Genomic DNA, 17,506 nt, shown 5'->3' with positions numbered 1-17,506 from the left:
ATATAATAATTTTTTCACACTATTTGTTTTGATTTTGTAGCAATTGTACTGATTGGTTCTGATAACTTTTTAATTGTTATAATCTTACTGAATTTTGCCTCACCATCAACTTGTATATAAGACTTTTCGTCCGTGGTAATTGAAAGCTTTGTTGCTTCTAGTATTTCCACTTCTTTAAAATTTACATGTTTTCCAGTAAACACCGTTAAAAATAAAGCAAGTACTTTCCATTTAGAAATGTTATGTATAATTAAAATAGGAAACGTATTTGGTTGTATCTTTGCAGTGGGAATAATTTTCATTCCACCACCATAATACGGATGATTCGCTGTTGTTATCATCCAGCAGTTGGTTAATGTCCGCTTTTTATGGTCAATATCCATTTCAATACGCATTGGCCTAAAATGCAGCAGTACGTGAATAAGTGCAATTACATATGTCAACGTTCCTAATCCAACCGAATTAAGGACACGCTTATAAAATGATTTATTAGCAGTATGTACAATTTGTGCATCGAAACCGATGCCAACAGAATTTACGTACTTGCCCTCTATACTGCTGTCGAGAGTATAGTTTCCGACCCAATAGGATAGTATAGAATGATGTTGGACAATTTCCTTTAGGATTGTAACTGGATTCCCTTTTATCCCTAATCCCCTTGCAAAATCATTTCCTGAACCACCTGGGATAAATGCGATCGGTATATTTCTCGAACCTAATCCATTTATTGCTTCATGGATGGTTCCGTCCCCACCTATAATGATAAACGCTTTGATAGTAGATTCTCTACTTAGCTTCTTAACGATATGAGTAGTGTGACCTGCATATTCTGTGTAATAGTAGGTGCTTTCTATTTGCTTATAATATCTGGATTTTTTTATTTTAGAAAACACTTTCTTCCCACGACCATTTCCCGCTTGTGGATTAACGATAAAAACATACATCCCTATTCCTCCATATCACCAATTGAGTGTAAACTAATATCATCCTCCCATTCTGGACGTTTCACAAAGTTGGAGTAGCATTGCCCAAGCAACGCATCTGCAGCTTTCAATTGCCTGCTTTTAAGCGGTGACGATAGGATCCTTTTATGATGAAACCATTCATTATATTTCTGCTTTCCAATTAGATTTATTTGATAAGGCTCTGTATTAAATATAATATTATTTGTTCTAGAAAGGACTGTTTTTTTTATAGGGAAATCGATTGTATGCTTCTGTAAAATACTTTTGATTATCTTTTCGGTTCGTTTTAAAGCAATAACAGGACTCAGCATTCTTGACTGCTCATACGCTGATTCGATGGTCCATGCTCTTTCGTCTCCTGCCATAATAACAGCACCAGGTTCTTTTTCAATAAAATAAATAATCTCAATACCAATTGGTGTAATTAGTATAATCTCTCCATCAACCGGTGCTTTCTTAATATTAAATACTGGATAATACATTAATAAATAGGTATCTGGTAACCGTTGTAAGAAGTACTTTAAGAGACGATCTTGATAATACTTTTGATCAACATAAGAAATTTCAGTAATTGTAGATGTAGCCCACTTCAGTTGAAAGTTGAATATTTTATTTAGAAAATATTGTTTTAATTCCTGCTCCGTTTCTGGTAGGATATTTTCCTTGGGTACGTCTATATCTTCTTCAATTTGTTCTTTTTTCACAAGTGATTTGAATTTAGTAAAGACTTTTTTAACTTTACTTGTATCATCTGTTTCATATTCTTCTATGTTATTATCCTCTGGCATAGGAGGCTCAGACCATATTCGATATAACTTATTCCAATTGTCCTTTTTAACACGAATATATTGTGTCGGGTAGCGATACACATCCCATTCATATCGTGAGACATAATCCTGTAGTTTAATGAGTTGAGCGATGCTGTTCACCCCCTTATGAAAAGCTGCATCTTTGTTTATAGGATTATTAATTTTTCTAAAGATTAAGCTATTGACGTAAAGGATACAAACGGTAGATTAAGTGAATGCGAGAGCTATACAATTCTAAAGAAGTAACTCCACAGTTTAATATTAATTGCAACAAACAATTCGAAAGAGCCTACCTTAATGGGTATCTCCGTATTATTTCATATTTTTGCTCTCTGTTAGGGTGGATTTGAAAAAGTATTACTTCATGAACAAGCATTTTCTCTTTAGTAGTATATTTATTTTTCATTTCAGAAAGAATCTCATCATATCTTGTAACCTGATTTCCAGCCCATTTTTTTGCAAGTGTAATATGGGGAGTGTAGGCTCTATTTTCCTTTGAAAATCCCAATTGAACCGCATATTCTTCTACTATTTGTGCTAACTGGCTTAGTGTATCTGTTTTTTCCACACCAGACCATAAGACTCGAGGTGTTTTTGGATTCCCAAATGTGCCTATAGAACCAACATTCACATGAAAAGCATTTAACATTTTTATGCCCTGCAGTTTTTTATCCAGTTCTTGTAGTTTATCATTATCAACAGCACCTAAAAATTTTAATGTTATATGAAAATCTCTTTTATTATACCATTGTTTATAAGGTAATTTTTCCCTTAAAACTGATTGCCATATTGAAAAGTACTCTTGTAATTCTTCTGGTAACAGAATGGCTATGAAATAATGGGGTGAACCTCCCATAATTTTTTCCTCCAATCAAACTAGCGAAGTGACATCAGGTAGGCTAATTCTTCTGCACTAAGTTCACGATATTCCCCAAGCTTAAGCGATTCATCTAACTCTAAAGAACCCATACGAAGCCTTTTTAAATAGATGACCTGTTTCCCAACTGCTTCAAACATCCGCTTCACTTGATGAAACTTCCCTTCTGTGATTGTTACTTCGATTTCAGATATATCACCAGTCGTAACGATGTTTAATATAGCTGGTTTTGTTTCATACCCATCCTCTAAAGTAACACCAGCGGCAAAACGATCCACATCAGCTTTTGTTACCCTTCCTTCTATGCGGGCAAAATATGTTTTCCCTACATTTTTGTTTGGCGAAGTTAGGCGGTGGGCTAGCTGTCCATCATTTGTTAAGAGCAAAAGGCCCACCGTATCTTTATCAAGTCTTCCCACAGGGAACGGCTCAAAATGCCGATACTCCTCTATCAATAAATCAACAACCGTTTTCTCTCGATTGTCAGTTGTTGCTGAAATTACTCCAGGAGGTTTGTTCATCAAGAGATAAATATACTTTTTATATACTACTGCTTCTCCTGCAACATCTAACACATCATTTTCTGTGTCAATGTGTATACCGCTATCTTTTACAATCGTTCCATTAACCGTAACCTGTTTTTTCTTAATTAGGGCCTTTACATCTTTTCTACTGCCATACCCCATATTTGCTAATAATTTATCCAAACGCACACACGTCCACTCCTCTTACCTACCAAACTTCCGCTTTATTTTATTAACAAAAGGAATCTGCCCACCAAATACACGTTCTAACAATGTCGATGCGTAAGCAAAGTATAAATACACAGCTCCACCCAGACCAACTCCAAGAATAAGAATTACCATTGCCCCCCATCTAGTATCTTCATATGGAATAAATAAACCAAAGACTGCTTTAACAATCCAAATGGTGATTGACATCAAGGTTACAAAAATAATGATTAATAATGTTCGTTTAATTAACTGTTTTAATGGAAACTGAATCGAAACCTTAATTCGATATAAATTTAAAGAAACAGCAATACCTGCAGCTAATGCCGTACCAAAAATAGCGCCTTTTGCTCCAAACATATGAATCAACTGGCTGTTCAGTAGTATTTTCACCAATAATCCTGCCATTAAACTGAGGACCGTGAAGTTTTGCTTATTTATCCCCTGTAATATAGCAGCGGTAACAGTAAACAGAGAAAACAATAAACCAACTGGTGCATACCAAGCCATCAAGGAACCTGTTAAAGAGAGATTTTGCATACCATATAACGTACCATAGGCTTCATGTGATAGTACACATAGTCCCACAACAGCAGGAATCACTAATACAAGCACAATCTGAAGGGATTGGTTGATCTGCTGGTGCAACACAGGCATATTTTTTTGTGAAAAGGTTTTTGTCATTGCTGGTAGTATAGCTAAAGATAAACCTGTTGCAATAGTACCAGGTATGATAACGAGTTTATGTCCATACATGTTAATAGCGCCATATGCTATATCCCATCCTGCATGCCCACCAGCAACCATTGCACGTTGAAAGGTAAACTGATCGACCAATTGATACAGTGAAGTAGCAAGACCAACAATAATAAAAGGACCAGAGTAACTCAGTATTTCACGATACAATTTTTTGGTTGGTATATGATTAAAATGCTTTTGCCTAGCTAGTTGCGTATCTAGATATGGCTTTCTTTTCTTCCAATAGGATAAAAGAATAATCCAAGAACCGATTGCACCAACAAAAGCACCGAAAGTGGCAAACCCAACAGCAGTTGCAATCGTTCCTTTAAAAATAACAATGACCATGAATACAGAAACAAGTACAAAGAGGATACGCACAATTTGTTCCACAACCTGAGATATGGCAGTCGGACCCATGGATTCATACCCTTGAAAAAATCCTCTGACAATACTCATTGCTGGAATAATAATTAATGCAAAACTGACTGCACGAATAACGATTACTGCATCCTCAACGGTAATCGCGCTATATTGATCGTTCGTGCTTATTGAGAAGTTAGCAATCTGTTCTGCAGCAAAAAACAAAATAAGGAAGGAGACAAGACCAGTAATTAGCATTAATCCAGAAGCTGATTTAAACATTCGCCTTCCTGTTTCATAGTCACCTAGTGAATTATATTTAGACACAATTTTAGACATAGCTAAAGGGATTCCAACTGTAGAAATACTCAGCATGATATTATATGGTACATATGCAAAAGTATATAAAGTCCCCCCTGCAGCACCAACAAGTGCATTAAATGGGATAAGATAGACCATTCCTAAAAATTTTGATAAGAAAGTTGCTGTAGTAAGCAACATAGAACTTCTTACAATATTCGACATTGTTTCACCTTTATTTCTATAAATTCATATAAACGTTATTTTACCACAATCCATCGCTGGACAGATACTGTAATTGTTGCAAATTAAATAAAGTCTGATTTCTAATAGAGATTGTTACTTTTTCTTGGATGTAAGTTTCGACGTGAAAGATATAAACTGCGAGGTAACATCGAACTTAAAAAAATAACTTGCTTGTACTCTCAAGATCAATAAAGAATTATGAATGCCAATACTCAACGGAGCTATCAAGATTGAAATAGAGCAAGATTCTCATGAAATGAACATGATAAGCTCTCTCAAGATTGAAATTGAGCAAAACCCTCTTCAAATGAACTTGATAAGCCTTCTCAAGATTAAAATAGAGCAAAATTCTCTTCAAATGAACTTGATAAGCTCTCTCAAGATTGAAATTGAGCAAAATTCTCATGAAATGAACTTGATAAGCTCTCTCAAGATTGAAATAGAGCAAAATTCTCATGAAATGAACTTGATAAGCTCTCTCAAGATTGAAATAGAGCAAAATTCTCTTCAAATGAACTTGATAAGCCTTCTCAAGATTGAAATAGAGCAAAATTCTCTTCAAATGAACTTGATAAGCTCTCTCAAGATTGAAATAGAGCAAAATTCTCTTCAAATGAACTTGATAAGCCTTCTCAAGATTGAAATAGAGCAAAACCCTCATGAAATGAACTTGATAAGCCTTCTCAAGATTAAAATAGAGAAAAACCCTCATGAAATGAACTTGATAAGCTCTCTCAAGAAAATTTCCCAAATTATTGTTACCTCACAGTTTATATCAACTGCACAACAAACAATACGAAAAGATAAAATCACTGTAAATTGAGTAGCCATCTATTTAATGGTAATATACTCCTGAAAGGAATGAAGTAATTTATGACCTATGATGTAGTTGTGATTGGCGGAGGTCCCTCTGGCCTAATGGCTGCAATAGCAGCAAGTGAACACGGGGCTAGAACCCTGCTCCTTGAAAAAGGGAGCAAATTAGGGAATAAACTTGCAATTTCAGGTGGAGGCAGATGTAATGTAACGAATCGTCTTCCACAAGAAGAAGTAATTAAGCATATCCCTGGTAATGGGAGATTTTTATATAGTGCATTTTCTGTATTTAATAACTATGATATTATCGATTTTTTTGAAAATCTTGGTGTAAAACTAAAAGAAGAAGATCACGGTAGAATGTTCCCTGTTTCAAACTCAGCAAAATCCGTTGTTCAAGCATTAATTAATAAAATGGAAGAATTACATGTTGAAGTGCAACAAAACACACCTGTAGAAGCTATCCATTATGATGAAAACGAACATACAATCATTTTAAAAGACGGAAGAAAAGTTAATACTAAATCGCTCGTTATTGCGGTTGGAGGTAAAGCTGTTCCACACACTGGATCTACTGGTGATGGATATGCATGGGCGAAAAAAGCAGGCCATACAATCACGGATATATATCCAACAGAAGTTGCTTTAACCTCAAATGAATCCTTTATTAAAAATAAAAGCTTACAAGGTTTATCCCTAAGAAATGCTGCAGTTTCCGTATTAAATAAAAGAAATAAACCAATTATTACACATCAAATGGATATGATATTCACTCATTTTGGCGTTTCTGGCCCCGCTGTCTTGCGTTGCTCACAATTTGTTGTGAAGGAAATCATGAGAGGACAGAAGAAGGTTCCGTTGGTTATTGATGCTTTACCTGAAGAAAATGAAGAAAAGGTTTTTCAGAATATCATGAAATCCGTTCAAGAAAATCCGAAGAAAGCATTTAAAAATGTGATAAAAGGAATTGTTCCTGAACGATTTTTATCCTTTATCTTAGAGCAACATAACATAGACGATGAGCAGAAATGTGCAAATGTTTCTAAGGAAACAATCCGAACAATTGTCCATACGATGAAGAGTTTCACATTCTACGTTAATGGCTCCCTACCAATCGAAAAAGCATTTGTTACTGGCGGTGGCATATCAACCAAAGAAATCGTACCAAATACGATGCAATCAAAAATTATGCATGGTCTATATTTCTGTGGGGAGATATTAGATATTCACGGCTATACTGGTGGATATAATATTACATCGGCACTTGTAACAGGAAGGCTTGCTGGAATGAATGCAGCCTTTGAATCTAAAGCTGAAGCGCCCGTTTAACGACGCACGGACTGCGCCCACATAGTTTGTGGGTGGTTCGATTTTAATCGGACATTCCTTCGTAGGAGATAAAGGAGACATGACGACCAAGAGGTTTAAGGAAGTTCGACTATGTCGAACGCTATCGTTCGGAGGTGAGCGAAGTCTCGCTAGTCGTTGGTCCGCTTGCGCTAGATGAAGCAAAAGGTTAATTGGTAGATGATACCTAACATGATTTGTAGCTGTTAAGCCATCCTATAAATGTCTGGACAGAAAATCGAAAGGGTGGTTTATGATGCAGAAGAATCAAATGTGGTTACCGCTTCTAGCTTCAGTCGGCGTAGGTGCAGCAACTTACTATACAATGACCAGAAACAACCAAAGTCTTGGTCAAACCGTACAAAAGGTTATGCCGTTTATGGCAGGCATTGGTGGGAAAAACCAAGGAGTACACTAACAAGACAAGGTTCCCTTTATATAAAGTTACCAGACGAAAAAGCGCGTTCCATAGAACGCGCTTTTTCAATCGTCTTAATCGTATGAAACGCATAACTATCAACTATTTATCACAAACTAAAATAATTAACAAATAGGAGACTTGTGATAATGAAAATTGTAACCGTAACTGTGGGGATTATATTAACAGTACTCCAGCCTTACCTTGTTCTTGCTTCATCAAGTGAACAAGAAACAATCGTAATTGAAACCTATCAAGCAGACATTACTGGGGATGGGTTATTCGAAGCAATTGAATTAAAAGGTACTCCATTCTCACCAGACGCTGAATATTTCCATAACATCTGGGCAGAAATTAAAAGCCCAAATGATGAAAGCTGGACAATTAACTATGGTGGTGGATATGAACCTGAAATTCATTTTTTTGATTTCAATCATGATAAAATTAAGGATATGTTATACCAGAGTCCAACAGGTGGGAGTGGTGGATTATATCATTATGATTTGCACACATTGGCAGGTAATAATCTTGCGGAAATACCTTTACCAAAACAACCCTACGTTTCAGGGGAATTCATTGATGATTTCAAGGTTGAAATAAAAACATCGCCAAATGCAGAACCGATTATCATGGATGTCCATGATAGAGCAGATGAGTATGTACGACTAGAAATATACGATCAAGATGGAAAGTTATTGAAGGATACCTCCCCTATAATTGAACCTATAGCATTTTTTGAATCTGTAAAGATAAGTGATAGCAAAGGGTATGGTCTAAAAAGCTTTAAACAAGTAAGTGGCGCTTTTCATGCAGATCAATTAGGTACCATTGAGTCACTCTGGTATTTCACAGAAGGAGAATGGATTATTCTGAAGTTAGAATGGCAGGAAGCAAAATAAGAAAAGGATCTCATTCCTAATGACAGGAAGAGATCCTTTTTTACTTTGTAATTAATTAGCTACTACATTAACCAGTTTACCTGGTACAACGATTATTTTACGTATCGTTTTACCATCCAACCATTTCTGTAGGGTTTCATCTTCGAGTGCTACTTTTTCAAGCTCATCCTTTGAAATGTCTTTTGTTACATTAATTTTAGAACGAACTTTACCCATTACTTGAAGGACAACTTCTACTTCATCTTCAACAAGTTTTGCTTCGTCATATGCAGGCCATGCTTCAAACGTAATTGTACTTTCGTGACCTAATTTTTCCCATAGCTCCTCCGCAAGATGTGGTGCAATTGGTGACAACAATTTCACGAATCCTTCTACATATGCCTTCGGTAGTGTTTCTGCTTTATAGCCTTCATTAACAAACACCATCATTTGTGATATCCCTGTATTGAAGTGAAGATTTTCAAAATCCTCGGTTACTTTTTTCACTGTTTCATGGTAAACCTTATCAAGGTCAGGATTTTCTCCGTCCACTACTTTTACAGACAAACTACCATCTTCTTCGTTAATAAACAAACGCCACACACGATCTAGGAATCGTCTTGCACCATCTAACCCATTTGTTGACCATGCAACAGAGGCATCAAGTGGTCCCATGAACATTTCATATAGACGCAATGTATCAGCACCATGAGAAAATACGATATCATCCGGATTGACAACATTTCCTTTTGATTTACTCATTTTCTCATTACCTTCTCCAAGAATCATTCCTTGGTTAAACAATTTCATAAACGGCTCTTTTGTCGGAACCACTCCAATATCATACAAGAATTTATGCCAGAAACGCGCATAAAGCAAGTGAAGTACCGCATGCTCTGCTCCACCGATATAAATATCAATCGGAAGCCACTTTTTAAGTGCTTCTGGATCTGCTAGCTTTTCTGTGTTATCCGGATCAATGTAACGTAGGAAGTACCAGCAGCTTCCTGCCCATTGTGGCATCGTATTCGTTTCACGACGGCCTTTCTTTCCTGTTACAGGGTCAATAACATTTACCCACTCATCATTATTTGCTAGTGGTGATTCTCCAGTTCCAGATGGTTTAATTTCGGACATCACTGGCAATTCTAACGGAAGCTCTTCTTCTGGAACAGCTGTCATCGTACCATCTTCCCAATGAATAATTGGAATTGGCTCACCCCAATAACGTTGTCTAGCGAACAACCAATCACGCAAGCGGTATGTTATTTTCTTCTCACCCACACCTTGTTTTTCAAGCCATTCAATCATTTTGGAGATGGCTTCTTCTTTTCCAAGACCATCAACAAAACCTGAATTCACATGCTCACCGTCACCCGTATAAGCCTCTTTCGTTACATCTCCACCAGCTACAACTTCAATAATTGGCAAATCAAATTTCGTTGCAAATTCATAATCTCGCTCATCATGTGCAGGAACAGCCATAATTGCACCTGTACCATAAGACATCAATACATAATCAGCAACCCAAATTGGCATTTTTTCATTATTTACTGGATTGATTGCATACGCACCAGTGAAAACACCTGTCTTGTTTTTTGCTAAGTCCGTACGTTCCAAGTCTGATTTTGTCTCTACCTCATGAAGGTACTTATCAACTGCGTCTTTTTGCTCAGGCGTTACAATTTTCTTGACAAAAGGATGCTCTGGTGCAAGTACAGCATATGTCGCACCAAACAATGTATCTGGACGTGTTGTAAATACAGTGAATTGTTCATCATGTCCATCAATAGTAAAGGTTACTTCAGCGCCTTCTGAACGCCCTATCCAGTTACGTTGCATTTCTTTCAAGCTCTCTGGCCAATCCAACTCTTCTAAATCTTCTAGTAAGCGATCAGCATATGCAGTGATTTTAAGCATCCATTGTTTCATCGGCTTACGAATAACAGGATGACCACCCCGCTCACTAACCCCATCAATCACTTCTTCATTTGCCAAAACGGTACCTAGAGCTGGACACCAGTTAACGGCAACCTCATCAATATATGCCAAGCCTTTTTCATAAAGCTTAATGAAAATCCACTGCGTCCACTTATAATAATTCGGGTCTGTCGTATTTACTTCACGGTCCCAATCATAGGAAAATCCTAGTTCCTTGATTTGGCGTTTAAATGTGGCAATATTCTTTTCCGTAAATTCTGCTGGACTATTGCCTGTATCAATCGCATATTGTTCTGCAGGAAGCCCAAACGCATCCCATCCCATTGGATGAAGCACTTCAAACCCTTGCATCCGCTTCATTCGTGATAGGATATCTGTTGCTGTATACCCTTCTGGATGCCCAACATGTAGTCCCACTCCAGATGGATACGGGAACATATCTAGTGCATAAAATTTCTCTTTACTTGAATACGTATCGGTCTTAAATGTTTTATTTTCTTGCCAATACGATTGCCACTTTTTCTCAATTTGCTGATGACTATAACTCATCTGTATTTCCTCCTCTATTCATTTATCTAACGGTCACCCCAACAAAAAAAGCCACTCATCCCAAGAAGGGACGAGAGACTTTTCCCGCGGTACCACCCAAATTAACGTTATACGTTCACTTGTATCCTTAACGCGGATTAACGGCAAGAATTACTATCCGTTCACTCTTGCAACCTTGAAGGCGAGTTCATAAATTTTCGAACGACAGTTTCCACCAACCACTGCCTCTCTTTGCCTGAAAAATTTACTACTATTCCTTCGCTTCGTCGTTAGATTATTTAATGGTATTGTAATGAATTAAATTTGCAATGTCAAGAAACAGACATATTTTCCTTGGAATAAAGCTGTTCCATCCAGTCCACAACATCCATTTTATTTACTTCTCGAACATTGTCAACTGTCTCATGTGCAATGATTTTTCCTTTTCTTAATACGACTACTTCATCCAAGATAGGCTCGACTTCCTTTATTTCATGTGTCGTAATGATCAAGGTCTGTTCTGGCATATTAATAAATTTAATGATTCCATTGATAATTGCTTTTCGTACCATTGGATCAAGCCCAGAGAACGGTTCATCTAATACAACATATGGTGCGTTCCTAGATAATGTTACGACGATTTTCACCCGAGATTTATTCCCTTTTGATAGATATTTAATTTTCTGCTCTACATTCAGATTCATAAATTTAGCCATTTCCACTGCTTTTTCTTTATCAAAGTCATCAAATTGACTATTATAAAATTCAATCAGTTCCATTACGGATAAATACGGAAAAAAATATTCACTATCTGTAAGAAAAGCTAGCTTGTTAGCAATCCTACGATCAACGACGACATTATCAATTTCCACTATTCCTTTAGAGGGTTTTAATAATCCCGATAGCAATTTTAATAATGTCGTTTTCCCACTGCCATTCTCCCCAATGATTCCAATTACTTTTCCTGAATCCATTGATAACGTACATTGACGAATTGCTTTTGTTGCTAAATATCGCTTCGTAACATTTGTCAGTTGAATCATTGCCCCTCACTCCCATTATTCATTATTCCTTCAAGCATTTCATTAATGGAAAATCCCATTTCCTGCATATCCATTATAAATTGCTTTATTTGTTCCTGTTTCATTTCTTCCCTTAAGCGCGTTAACCGATTTACATCTTCTGTAACAAATGTTCCTTGCCCACGCTTCGTTGTGACAATTTGTAACAATTCTAATTCCCGATAGACTCGACTGATTGTATTCGTATTCACACCCACTTCCACTGCATATTCCCGGACAGACGGAAGCTTTTCTCCCTCTCTTTTATCCCCACGAACAATCTCGCTCGATATTCGGTGGATTAGTTGCAAGTAGATTGGTTTATTCGCATCAAATTCTAATCCCATTACTAAACCTCCACTTTACGATCCAGTAAATAAGCAGAAAGTAAATAAGAAAGGAGAACAATTACACCAAAAAATATATAATTACCTAAATAGATCGTCATTCCCGCTTCATCAATAGTAAATAAACCGAAAGAAATATCTAGTAATTGAGCATTTTCTCCTGCAAAACGAGATGGAATGCTAAGTACTCCCCATTGTGTGATTCTTTCAAAAATATCTGTAGTGAAAAATGCTGTAATCAAGTATGTACAACCGTAAATCACACCGATTATGGCAATAATAGCCAAACCGCGAATATAGGTACGCCACCACTGATAAAGCGTCCACCAAAAAAGAATAACCGCTGCAGGAAAAATGGATACAATAATCATTTGAATACAAATAAGGAAATAAGTAAGAACAACTTCAAAACCATGTAAACTTGTTAATCCAGCCATTAAATTAAAAATAATAATTACGATTGAGATGACGAGTAAATAAATAGAAGCAAAGATGATACCATTTAAATATTTTATCAATAACAAACGATGAATAGATCCTGGATGATGCAACCATAAACCGAGTTGGATGGCTTCGGTATTTAAGCTATATAACAAAGAAAAAGGTAAGATCAAAAAACCAAAGGCCAACAAACTGACTAATGATCCAACAATTGAATGATTTACTGAAAACATAAATAGAAAAGCTGGTATTAAGAACATCCCAAGAAAAAAACCTCGCATCATTTTCCACTCTTTCACATAAAGCCCTTTAAATGATGGATCCATAATCCTACTCCCTCTCCGTATTAGTGTTATAGTTAAATAGTACACTGATACAAAAAGAGATGCAATGATTTCTTTTTATAATCTTTATCTGCCAGGCTAATATCTGTTAGAATAGATTTTGAACTAAAAATATTAAATGAAGGAATGTTTATCACAATGCTAAAAGGAATTTTAAATTACGCCCATTATCTTCTTGAAGAGTCTATCGAAGAAGGTGAAACGGTTATTGATGCAACCTGTGGTAATGGTAATGACACATTATTTCTAAGTGATTTGGTCGGGGAATCTGGTTTTGTCATTGCATTTGATATCCAGGAACAAGCCATCACTGTTACGAGGGAGGCGATTTTACAAAGGCAAAAGTCAAATGTCTCCCTAATACACGATAGCCATGAAAATATCAAAAAGTATTTACCGAAAGACAAAACAATCGGTGGTGCAATCTTTAATCTAGGATACTTGCCCCGGAGTGATAAACGAATTATTACTAGGTCAGTGTCTACGATACAGGCAATGGATGTAATCCTAGAATTTTTAAAGAAAAATGGTCTGCTTATCCTAGTTGTCTACCATGGTCATGAAGGAGGTAAAGAGGAGAAAGAAGCAATTTTGAAACATGTCATTAACCTTAACCAAAAAGAATTCAGTGTATTACGCTACGGATTTATTAATCAAAAAAACGATCCACCATTTATTATTGCCATTCAAAAAAAGTGAGTTTAGAGGAAGAATACTCTAATCTTGCTTTTTTATTTTCGGCTCTTTTTAAACTGTTTGTTGCTTGTAAATCTTCGCATTTGATATAAAGTGTTGACTAGTGTAATTCAGTATGTGTATAGCACGTCGTTCCGGAAACACACTTCGCTTTCCGTGGGCGGCTGGTGAGCCTCTTTCGTGCTACGCACTACGTAGTCTCACCTAGACCTGTCCTCCCACAGGAGTCTACGTGTGTTTCCTCCACTAAGGTATCTGCTCTACTTTTATAAAACTAGAGATATTTTGTTTTTTTACAGAAAATAACTATCCGTAACGTGGTTATATGGACTAAAATCTCAAAAATATTTAGAGCAACTAACATAGCGTAGGCAGAATACGAAGACTCCTGCGGGAACAGCACGTGTCCGAAGACCCCGCAGGAAGTGGTTTTCTTCCGAGGAGGGCTAAGGCCGTGCCCGCGGAAAGCGAAGTATTCTGCCGCAGCGAATGACGACATAAACCAATCATAAGTGTGAGCGAGAGCTTAATTGTTTGAATTCAAATAATCCACAATTTATACATTTAGTACAACAATAATCTAGAAAAGCTGCTTCCGATATCCAAGACTTTTCTCTTCATATCCCATATTTTTATAAAATTGATGTGCCGCATCACGTTCAGCCCGAGTTCCACTATTTAAAACAATAGTTGTTGCACCTTGTGTAGCTACCCACTTCTCAACATCTTGAAGGAACCTTTTCCCGATGTGCTGCCTACGATGCTTGGAATCAATAACAAAGGCAACCAATCGAAAATAGGAGCCATCGTACTCGTAAAATAATTGTTCACATAACCCAGCCATCCCCACAACTTTTCCGTCCAATTCTGCAACTATCGTATGATAGCCAGGAGTATTTGAAATCCTTCTAAATCGTTGTGCCATTCTCTCCTCTGTGGTTGGATAGCCTAAATCAGTCATTAGTTTTGTTAATACAGCTATATCGTTTTCTTCAGCTTCTCTAATAATCATCGAATCCCCCCTTTTTTCTTAAACAAAAGGTTCCATTTCATTGGATAATTCAAGAACAAAAGGCTGGATTGCTAATACAATTATACCTAAACCGATCGCTATTAAGATTCCCCAACCAATTGAAAGATCTAAAAATAGATTCACTGCAAAAACAAGGATAAGAACAAGAAGTGTAATAATACTGCTCCATTTTCTTGATGAAGCTGCTACATACTGCTTTTTCTTACAATATGGGCAAATCATTCGAAAAGATCGAACAGTCTCAATCCATGTCCATTGATTTTTGCAACTTTTACATGTTGGCAAGTATTCGCCCTCCTCTTCTCACTTGTACTACATATATAATAATATCATAATTAGGTGAAAATTCCGACCGAACCAACTGATATTAACTTGTTTCTCGATCCTTCTCAAATCTGTAGTACATTTTAACATTCCAATGAAAAAACTTCGCAGTTCTCCCGCTAATCCGTAGAAGTTCCTTAACCATTTTAGCTCCACCATCGAGTCCCATCACTTTTTCATCCCCTAAATATAAGCCTACAAGTCCATGATGCACAAATTGGTGAAATTTTTTATCTGGCAACCGTTGCACTGCTTTGTCTGTTTCCTTAATAAAGTATAAAAGGCGTTCCTTCAATTGATCTTGATTTGAATAAAAGCTACAAAAATTTAAATCCCCCTTTATTTTATCCTCTTGTTGATCGATATAATAGTCGAGCAGTATATGTAAACCTTGCATATATGGAAAATAGTTTTCATATATTATTTGTGCTAATTCCTCTGTTATTTTACCAGAGAGAGCATAAGAAATAAGGCAAAACACTCCTAAGGTCGACCCAGTAGCAGCGGCAAATTCATACCAAGACAGTGTTGGTGTTTTTTCTTTATTTTCTTCATACCAACGCATTAGCCTATCCAACCGTTCATCTTCTTTAACATGTTTATGAACTTGAAGATTAGCGTACATATTTTCTAATTTTAATAATTGCTTCTTAACAAATGAAAAGTACGGGATTCCTTGTAATACATTCTGACAAGTATGAACCAATTCTGTTAAATAACCCCCATCATCCTGTTCGTCGCGATGCCCGTAATAGTTTGTCCCATCATTTTCTAGTGATAGAGCGTCTTCCATTGCTTGATGTAACAAACGAAAATCATCAGGATCTAAGGATGTACTTCGGTCACATAGATTATCAAGATAATCACTAATTGTTTGATATGCAACAATAAAACGAATGGCATCCTTCCAATATTCTTCAGCTAACAGTGCAAATACCGCACCACCTTGACAGTGAAAACGCTTTGCTTCTATACTTGCGAGCGCTTGTTTACGAAGTTCCTTATTTGGTATTTGCTCTGCCTTTTTATGCCAATATGTCAATTCCTCATTTACCACTGGAAAAACCCTTCGAAAAACTGTAGTCATCAATACCATCGATGTTTTGGGTACATGTGCCACCTGAAATCCTCCGTTCAATAATGAAAAAGTTTGCTATACTTATTATAGCAATATTAAGATAGAAACAAACATATTTTATAGGAGGATTACCTTAGATGATTGGAGATTACAAAGGGAGTAAACCACAAATACATGATTCCGCATTTATTGCAAGAGATGCTGTAATTGTTGGTGATGTAACGATTGGAGAAGAATCGAGCATTTGGTTTAAAACAGTCATACGAGGAGACGTTGCATCAACCCATATTGGAAAAAGAGTAAGCATCCAAGATTTATCGATGCTTCACCAAAGTCCGAATAACCCATTAATTGTGGAGGATGATGTAACAGTTGGACACCAAGTAACACTTCACTCTGCAATTGTACGTAAAAATGCGCTAGTTGGTATGGGATCGCTCATCCTAGATGGTGCAGAGATTGGCGAAAGTGCATTCGTTGGCGCTGGCAGTCTTGTTCCACCAGGAAAGAAGATTCCACCACATACATTGGTAATGGGCCGCCCAGCCAAAGTTGTTCGTGAGTTGACAGAAGCAGATTACCTAGAGATGGAACGCGTAAGGAAATCTTATGTAGAAAAAGGACGTTATTATAGGGAGAGTACTGATTTAGGCAAGGAATAATTTACTTATTGTAAGCTGTTTTTTGGGGGAGAGTGGTTGTTCTCGGGATTATGCGTTCCCTTCTCCGGATATACGCTCTCTTCTCTGGATTTACGCTCTCTCTCTGGATATACACTCTCTTCTACGGATATATGCTCTCTTCTACGGATATATGCTCTCTTCTACGGATATATGCTCTCTTCTCTGGATATATGCTCTCTTCTCCGGATATATGCTCTCTTCTCTGGATATACGCTCTCTTCTACGGATTTACGCTCCCTTCTACGGATTTACGCTCTCTTCTACGGATTTACGCTCTCTTCTACGGATTTACGCTCTCTTCTACGGATATATGCTCTCTTCTCCGGATATATGCTCTCTTCTCTGGATTTACGCTCTCTTCTACGGATTTACGCTCTCTTCTCCGGATATATGCTCTCTTCTCTGGATATACGCTCTCTTCTCCGGATTTACGCTCTCTTCTACGGATATATGCTCTCTTCTCCGGATATATGCTCTCTTCTACGGATATATGCTCATACAATGATTTCAGCATTCCTCCAACAGCTAAAAAATCTAAAAAA

General features: G+C 36.9%; 19 protein-coding genes and 1 other annotated feature. Of the genes, 6 read left to right on the top strand and 13 right to left on the bottom strand.

The genetic code is table 11. From position 1 onward, the window contains the following. Window positions 1-14 precede the first annotated feature (14 nt). The 5 genes from D8M05_RS12950 to D8M05_RS12930 all read right to left on the bottom strand — a co-directional run bounded on the left by D8M05_RS12950 (window position 15) and on the right by D8M05_RS12930 (window position 5,008). A complete protein-coding gene (locus D8M05_RS12950) occupies window positions 15-944 on the bottom strand; it encodes a diacylglycerol/lipid kinase family protein (protein ID WP_121132463.1) in 930 nt (309 codons plus the stop codon). A 2-nt stretch (window positions 945-946) separates the two neighbouring features. Beyond that, window positions 947-1,894 (bottom strand): NERD domain-containing protein, encoded by a 948-nt coding sequence (locus tag D8M05_RS12945; protein ID WP_342772263.1) that lies wholly within the window; start codon window positions 1,892-1,894, stop codon window positions 947-949. A 169-nt stretch (window positions 1,895-2,063) separates the two neighbouring features. Then, entirely contained in the window at window positions 2,064-2,630 is a 567-nt protein-coding gene (thpR, locus tag D8M05_RS12940; RefSeq protein ID WP_121132461.1) for an RNA 2',3'-cyclic phosphodiesterase, read from the bottom strand. A gap of 20 nt (window positions 2,631-2,650) precedes the next feature. Continuing rightward, window positions 2,651-3,364: a pseudouridine synthase gene (locus tag D8M05_RS12935; RefSeq protein ID WP_121132459.1), complete on the bottom strand. Its 714-nt coding sequence runs from the start codon at window positions 3,362-3,364 to the stop codon at window positions 2,651-2,653. 15 nt (window positions 3,365-3,379) lie between these two features. Beyond that, window positions 3,380-5,008, bottom strand: coding sequence for a putative polysaccharide biosynthesis protein (locus D8M05_RS12930; RefSeq protein WP_121132457.1), 1,629 nt, complete (start codon window positions 5,006-5,008; stop codon window positions 3,380-3,382). A gap of 223 nt (window positions 5,009-5,231) precedes the next feature. Between D8M05_RS12930 and D8M05_RS12925 the strand changes: the two genes are divergently transcribed. The 4 genes from D8M05_RS12925 (at window position 5,232) to D8M05_RS12915 (ending at window position 8,509) form a co-directional block, all read left to right on the top strand. Further along, entirely contained in the window at window positions 5,232-5,852 is a 621-nt protein-coding gene (locus D8M05_RS12925; protein WP_121132455.1) for a hypothetical protein, read from the top strand. Window positions 5,853-5,902: 50 nt separating this feature from the next. Further along, on the top strand, window positions 5,903-7,174 hold the full coding sequence (locus D8M05_RS12920; protein ID WP_121132453.1) for a BaiN/RdsA family NAD(P)/FAD-dependent oxidoreductase: 1,272 nt from the start codon (window positions 5,903-5,905) through the stop codon (window positions 7,172-7,174). A gap of 271 nt (window positions 7,175-7,445) precedes the next feature. Further along, window positions 7,446-7,610, top strand: a complete 165-nt coding sequence (locus tag D8M05_RS20235) for a hypothetical protein (RefSeq protein WP_183072796.1) — start codon at window positions 7,446-7,448, stop codon at window positions 7,608-7,610. Between the two features lie 149 nt (window positions 7,611-7,759). After that, the gene (locus D8M05_RS12915; protein WP_121132451.1) at window positions 7,760-8,509 is read left to right on the top strand and encodes a hypothetical protein; all 750 of its coding nucleotides are present in this window, start codon (window positions 7,760-7,762) and stop codon (window positions 8,507-8,509) included. 51 nt (window positions 8,510-8,560) lie between these two features. Here D8M05_RS12915 and leuS read toward each other — a convergent pair whose 3' ends face one another. The 4 genes from leuS to D8M05_RS12895 form a co-directional block, all read right to left on the bottom strand. Continuing rightward, window positions 8,561-10,978 carry a leucine--tRNA ligase gene (leuS, locus tag D8M05_RS12910; protein ID WP_121132449.1) on the bottom strand — a complete coding sequence of 806 codons (2,418 nt, stop codon included), beginning with the start codon at window positions 10,976-10,978 and terminating at the stop codon, window positions 8,561-8,563. 63 nt (window positions 10,979-11,041) lie between these two features. After that, window positions 11,042-11,251 (bottom strand) — a binding site (T-box leader). Window positions 11,252-11,289: 38 nt separating this feature from the next. Further along, window positions 11,290-12,000 (bottom strand): ATP-binding cassette domain-containing protein, encoded by a 711-nt coding sequence (locus tag D8M05_RS12905; protein WP_121132447.1) that lies wholly within the window; start codon window positions 11,998-12,000, stop codon window positions 11,290-11,292. Further along, window positions 11,997-12,365 carry a GntR family transcriptional regulator gene (locus D8M05_RS12900; RefSeq protein WP_121132445.1) on the bottom strand — a complete coding sequence of 123 codons (369 nt, stop codon included), beginning with the start codon at window positions 12,363-12,365 and terminating at the stop codon, window positions 11,997-11,999. Before D8M05_RS12900 ends, D8M05_RS12905 begins: the two co-directional genes overlap by 4 nt. 2 nt (window positions 12,366-12,367) lie before the next feature. Further along, window positions 12,368-13,132, bottom strand: coding sequence for a hypothetical protein (locus D8M05_RS12895; RefSeq protein ID WP_121132443.1), 765 nt, complete (start codon window positions 13,130-13,132; stop codon window positions 12,368-12,370). Window positions 13,133-13,288: 156 nt separating this feature from the next. On the opposite strand from D8M05_RS12895, the gene mnmM reads away from it, so the two are divergent. Beyond that, window positions 13,289-13,849: a tRNA 5-(aminomethyl)-2-thiouridylate-methyltransferase MnmM gene (mnmM, locus tag D8M05_RS12890; protein WP_121132441.1), complete on the top strand. Its 561-nt coding sequence runs from the start codon at window positions 13,289-13,291 to the stop codon at window positions 13,847-13,849. A 577-nt stretch (window positions 13,850-14,426) separates the two neighbouring features. On the opposite strand, the gene D8M05_RS12885 is transcribed toward mnmM, so the two are convergent. The 3 genes from D8M05_RS12885 to D8M05_RS12875 form a co-directional block, all read right to left on the bottom strand. Continuing rightward, entirely contained in the window at window positions 14,427-14,858 is a 432-nt protein-coding gene (locus D8M05_RS12885) for a GNAT family N-acetyltransferase (RefSeq protein WP_121132439.1), read from the bottom strand. Between the two features lie 18 nt (window positions 14,859-14,876). After that, window positions 14,877-15,164, bottom strand: coding sequence for a TIGR04104 family putative zinc finger protein (locus D8M05_RS12880; RefSeq protein ID WP_121132437.1), 288 nt, complete (start codon window positions 15,162-15,164; stop codon window positions 14,877-14,879). A gap of 82 nt (window positions 15,165-15,246) precedes the next feature. Further along, entirely contained in the window at window positions 15,247-16,323 is a 1,077-nt protein-coding gene (locus D8M05_RS12875; RefSeq protein ID WP_342772262.1) for a tetraprenyl-beta-curcumene synthase family protein, read from the bottom strand. 95 nt (window positions 16,324-16,418) lie between these two features. Here D8M05_RS12875 and D8M05_RS12870 point away from each other — a divergent pair, with 95 nt between their 5' ends. Continuing rightward, window positions 16,419-16,943 carry a gamma carbonic anhydrase gene (locus tag D8M05_RS12870; protein WP_121132435.1) on the top strand — a complete coding sequence of 175 codons (525 nt, stop codon included), beginning with the start codon at window positions 16,419-16,421 and terminating at the stop codon, window positions 16,941-16,943. Window positions 16,944-17,244: 301 nt separating this feature from the next. On the opposite strand, the gene D8M05_RS12865 is transcribed toward D8M05_RS12870, so the two are convergent. After that, window positions 17,245-17,478, bottom strand: a complete 234-nt coding sequence (locus D8M05_RS12865) for a hypothetical protein (RefSeq protein WP_147405180.1) — start codon at window positions 17,476-17,478, stop codon at window positions 17,245-17,247. Window positions 17,479-17,506: the final 28 nt, after the last annotated feature.

Origin of the sequence: Oceanobacillus bengalensis (genome assembly GCF_003628445.1) — a bacterium.
In the GTDB taxonomy this organism is placed as follows: domain Bacteria; phylum Bacillota; class Bacilli; order Bacillales; family Amphibacillaceae; genus Oceanobacillus; species Oceanobacillus bengalensis.
This window is presented reverse-complemented; position numbering and strand designations above follow the sequence as displayed.

Coding starts and splice junctions, on each gene's coding strand:
- D8M05_RS12950 (WP_121132463.1), bottom strand. CDS start 944: ATGTATGTTTTTATCGTTAATCCACAAGCGGGAAATGGTCGTGGGAAG.
- thpR (WP_121132461.1), bottom strand. CDS start 2,630: ATGGGAGGTTCACCCCATTATTTCATAGCCATTCTGTTACCAGAAGAA.
- D8M05_RS12930 (WP_121132457.1), bottom strand. CDS start 5,008: ATGTCGAATATTGTAAGAAGTTCTATGTTGCTTACTACAGCAACTTTC.
- D8M05_RS12925 (WP_121132455.1), top strand. CDS start 5,232: ATGCCAATACTCAACGGAGCTATCAAGATTGAAATAGAGCAAGATTCT.
- D8M05_RS12920 (WP_121132453.1), top strand. CDS start 5,903: ATGACCTATGATGTAGTTGTGATTGGCGGAGGTCCCTCTGGCCTAATG.
- D8M05_RS20235 (WP_183072796.1), top strand. CDS start 7,446: ATGATGCAGAAGAATCAAATGTGGTTACCGCTTCTAGCTTCAGTCGGC.
- D8M05_RS12915 (WP_121132451.1), top strand. CDS start 7,760: ATGAAAATTGTAACCGTAACTGTGGGGATTATATTAACAGTACTCCAG.
- leuS (WP_121132449.1), bottom strand. CDS start 10,978: ATGAGTTATAGTCATCAGCAAATTGAGAAAAAGTGGCAATCGTATTGG.
- D8M05_RS12905 (WP_121132447.1), bottom strand. CDS start 12,000: ATGATTCAACTGACAAATGTTACGAAGCGATATTTAGCAACAAAAGCA.
- D8M05_RS12900 (WP_121132445.1), bottom strand. CDS start 12,365: ATGGGATTAGAATTTGATGCGAATAAACCAATCTACTTGCAACTAATC.
- D8M05_RS12895 (WP_121132443.1), bottom strand. CDS start 13,132: ATGGATCCATCATTTAAAGGGCTTTATGTGAAAGAGTGGAAAATGATG.
- mnmM (WP_121132441.1), top strand. CDS start 13,289: ATGCTAAAAGGAATTTTAAATTACGCCCATTATCTTCTTGAAGAGTCT.
- D8M05_RS12885 (WP_121132439.1), bottom strand. CDS start 14,858: ATGATTATTAGAGAAGCTGAAGAAAACGATATAGCTGTATTAACAAAA.
- D8M05_RS12870 (WP_121132435.1), top strand. CDS start 16,419: ATGATTGGAGATTACAAAGGGAGTAAACCACAAATACATGATTCCGCA.
- D8M05_RS12865 (WP_147405180.1), bottom strand. CDS start 17,478: ATGCTGAAATCATTGTATGAGCATATATCCGTAGAAGAGAGCATATAT.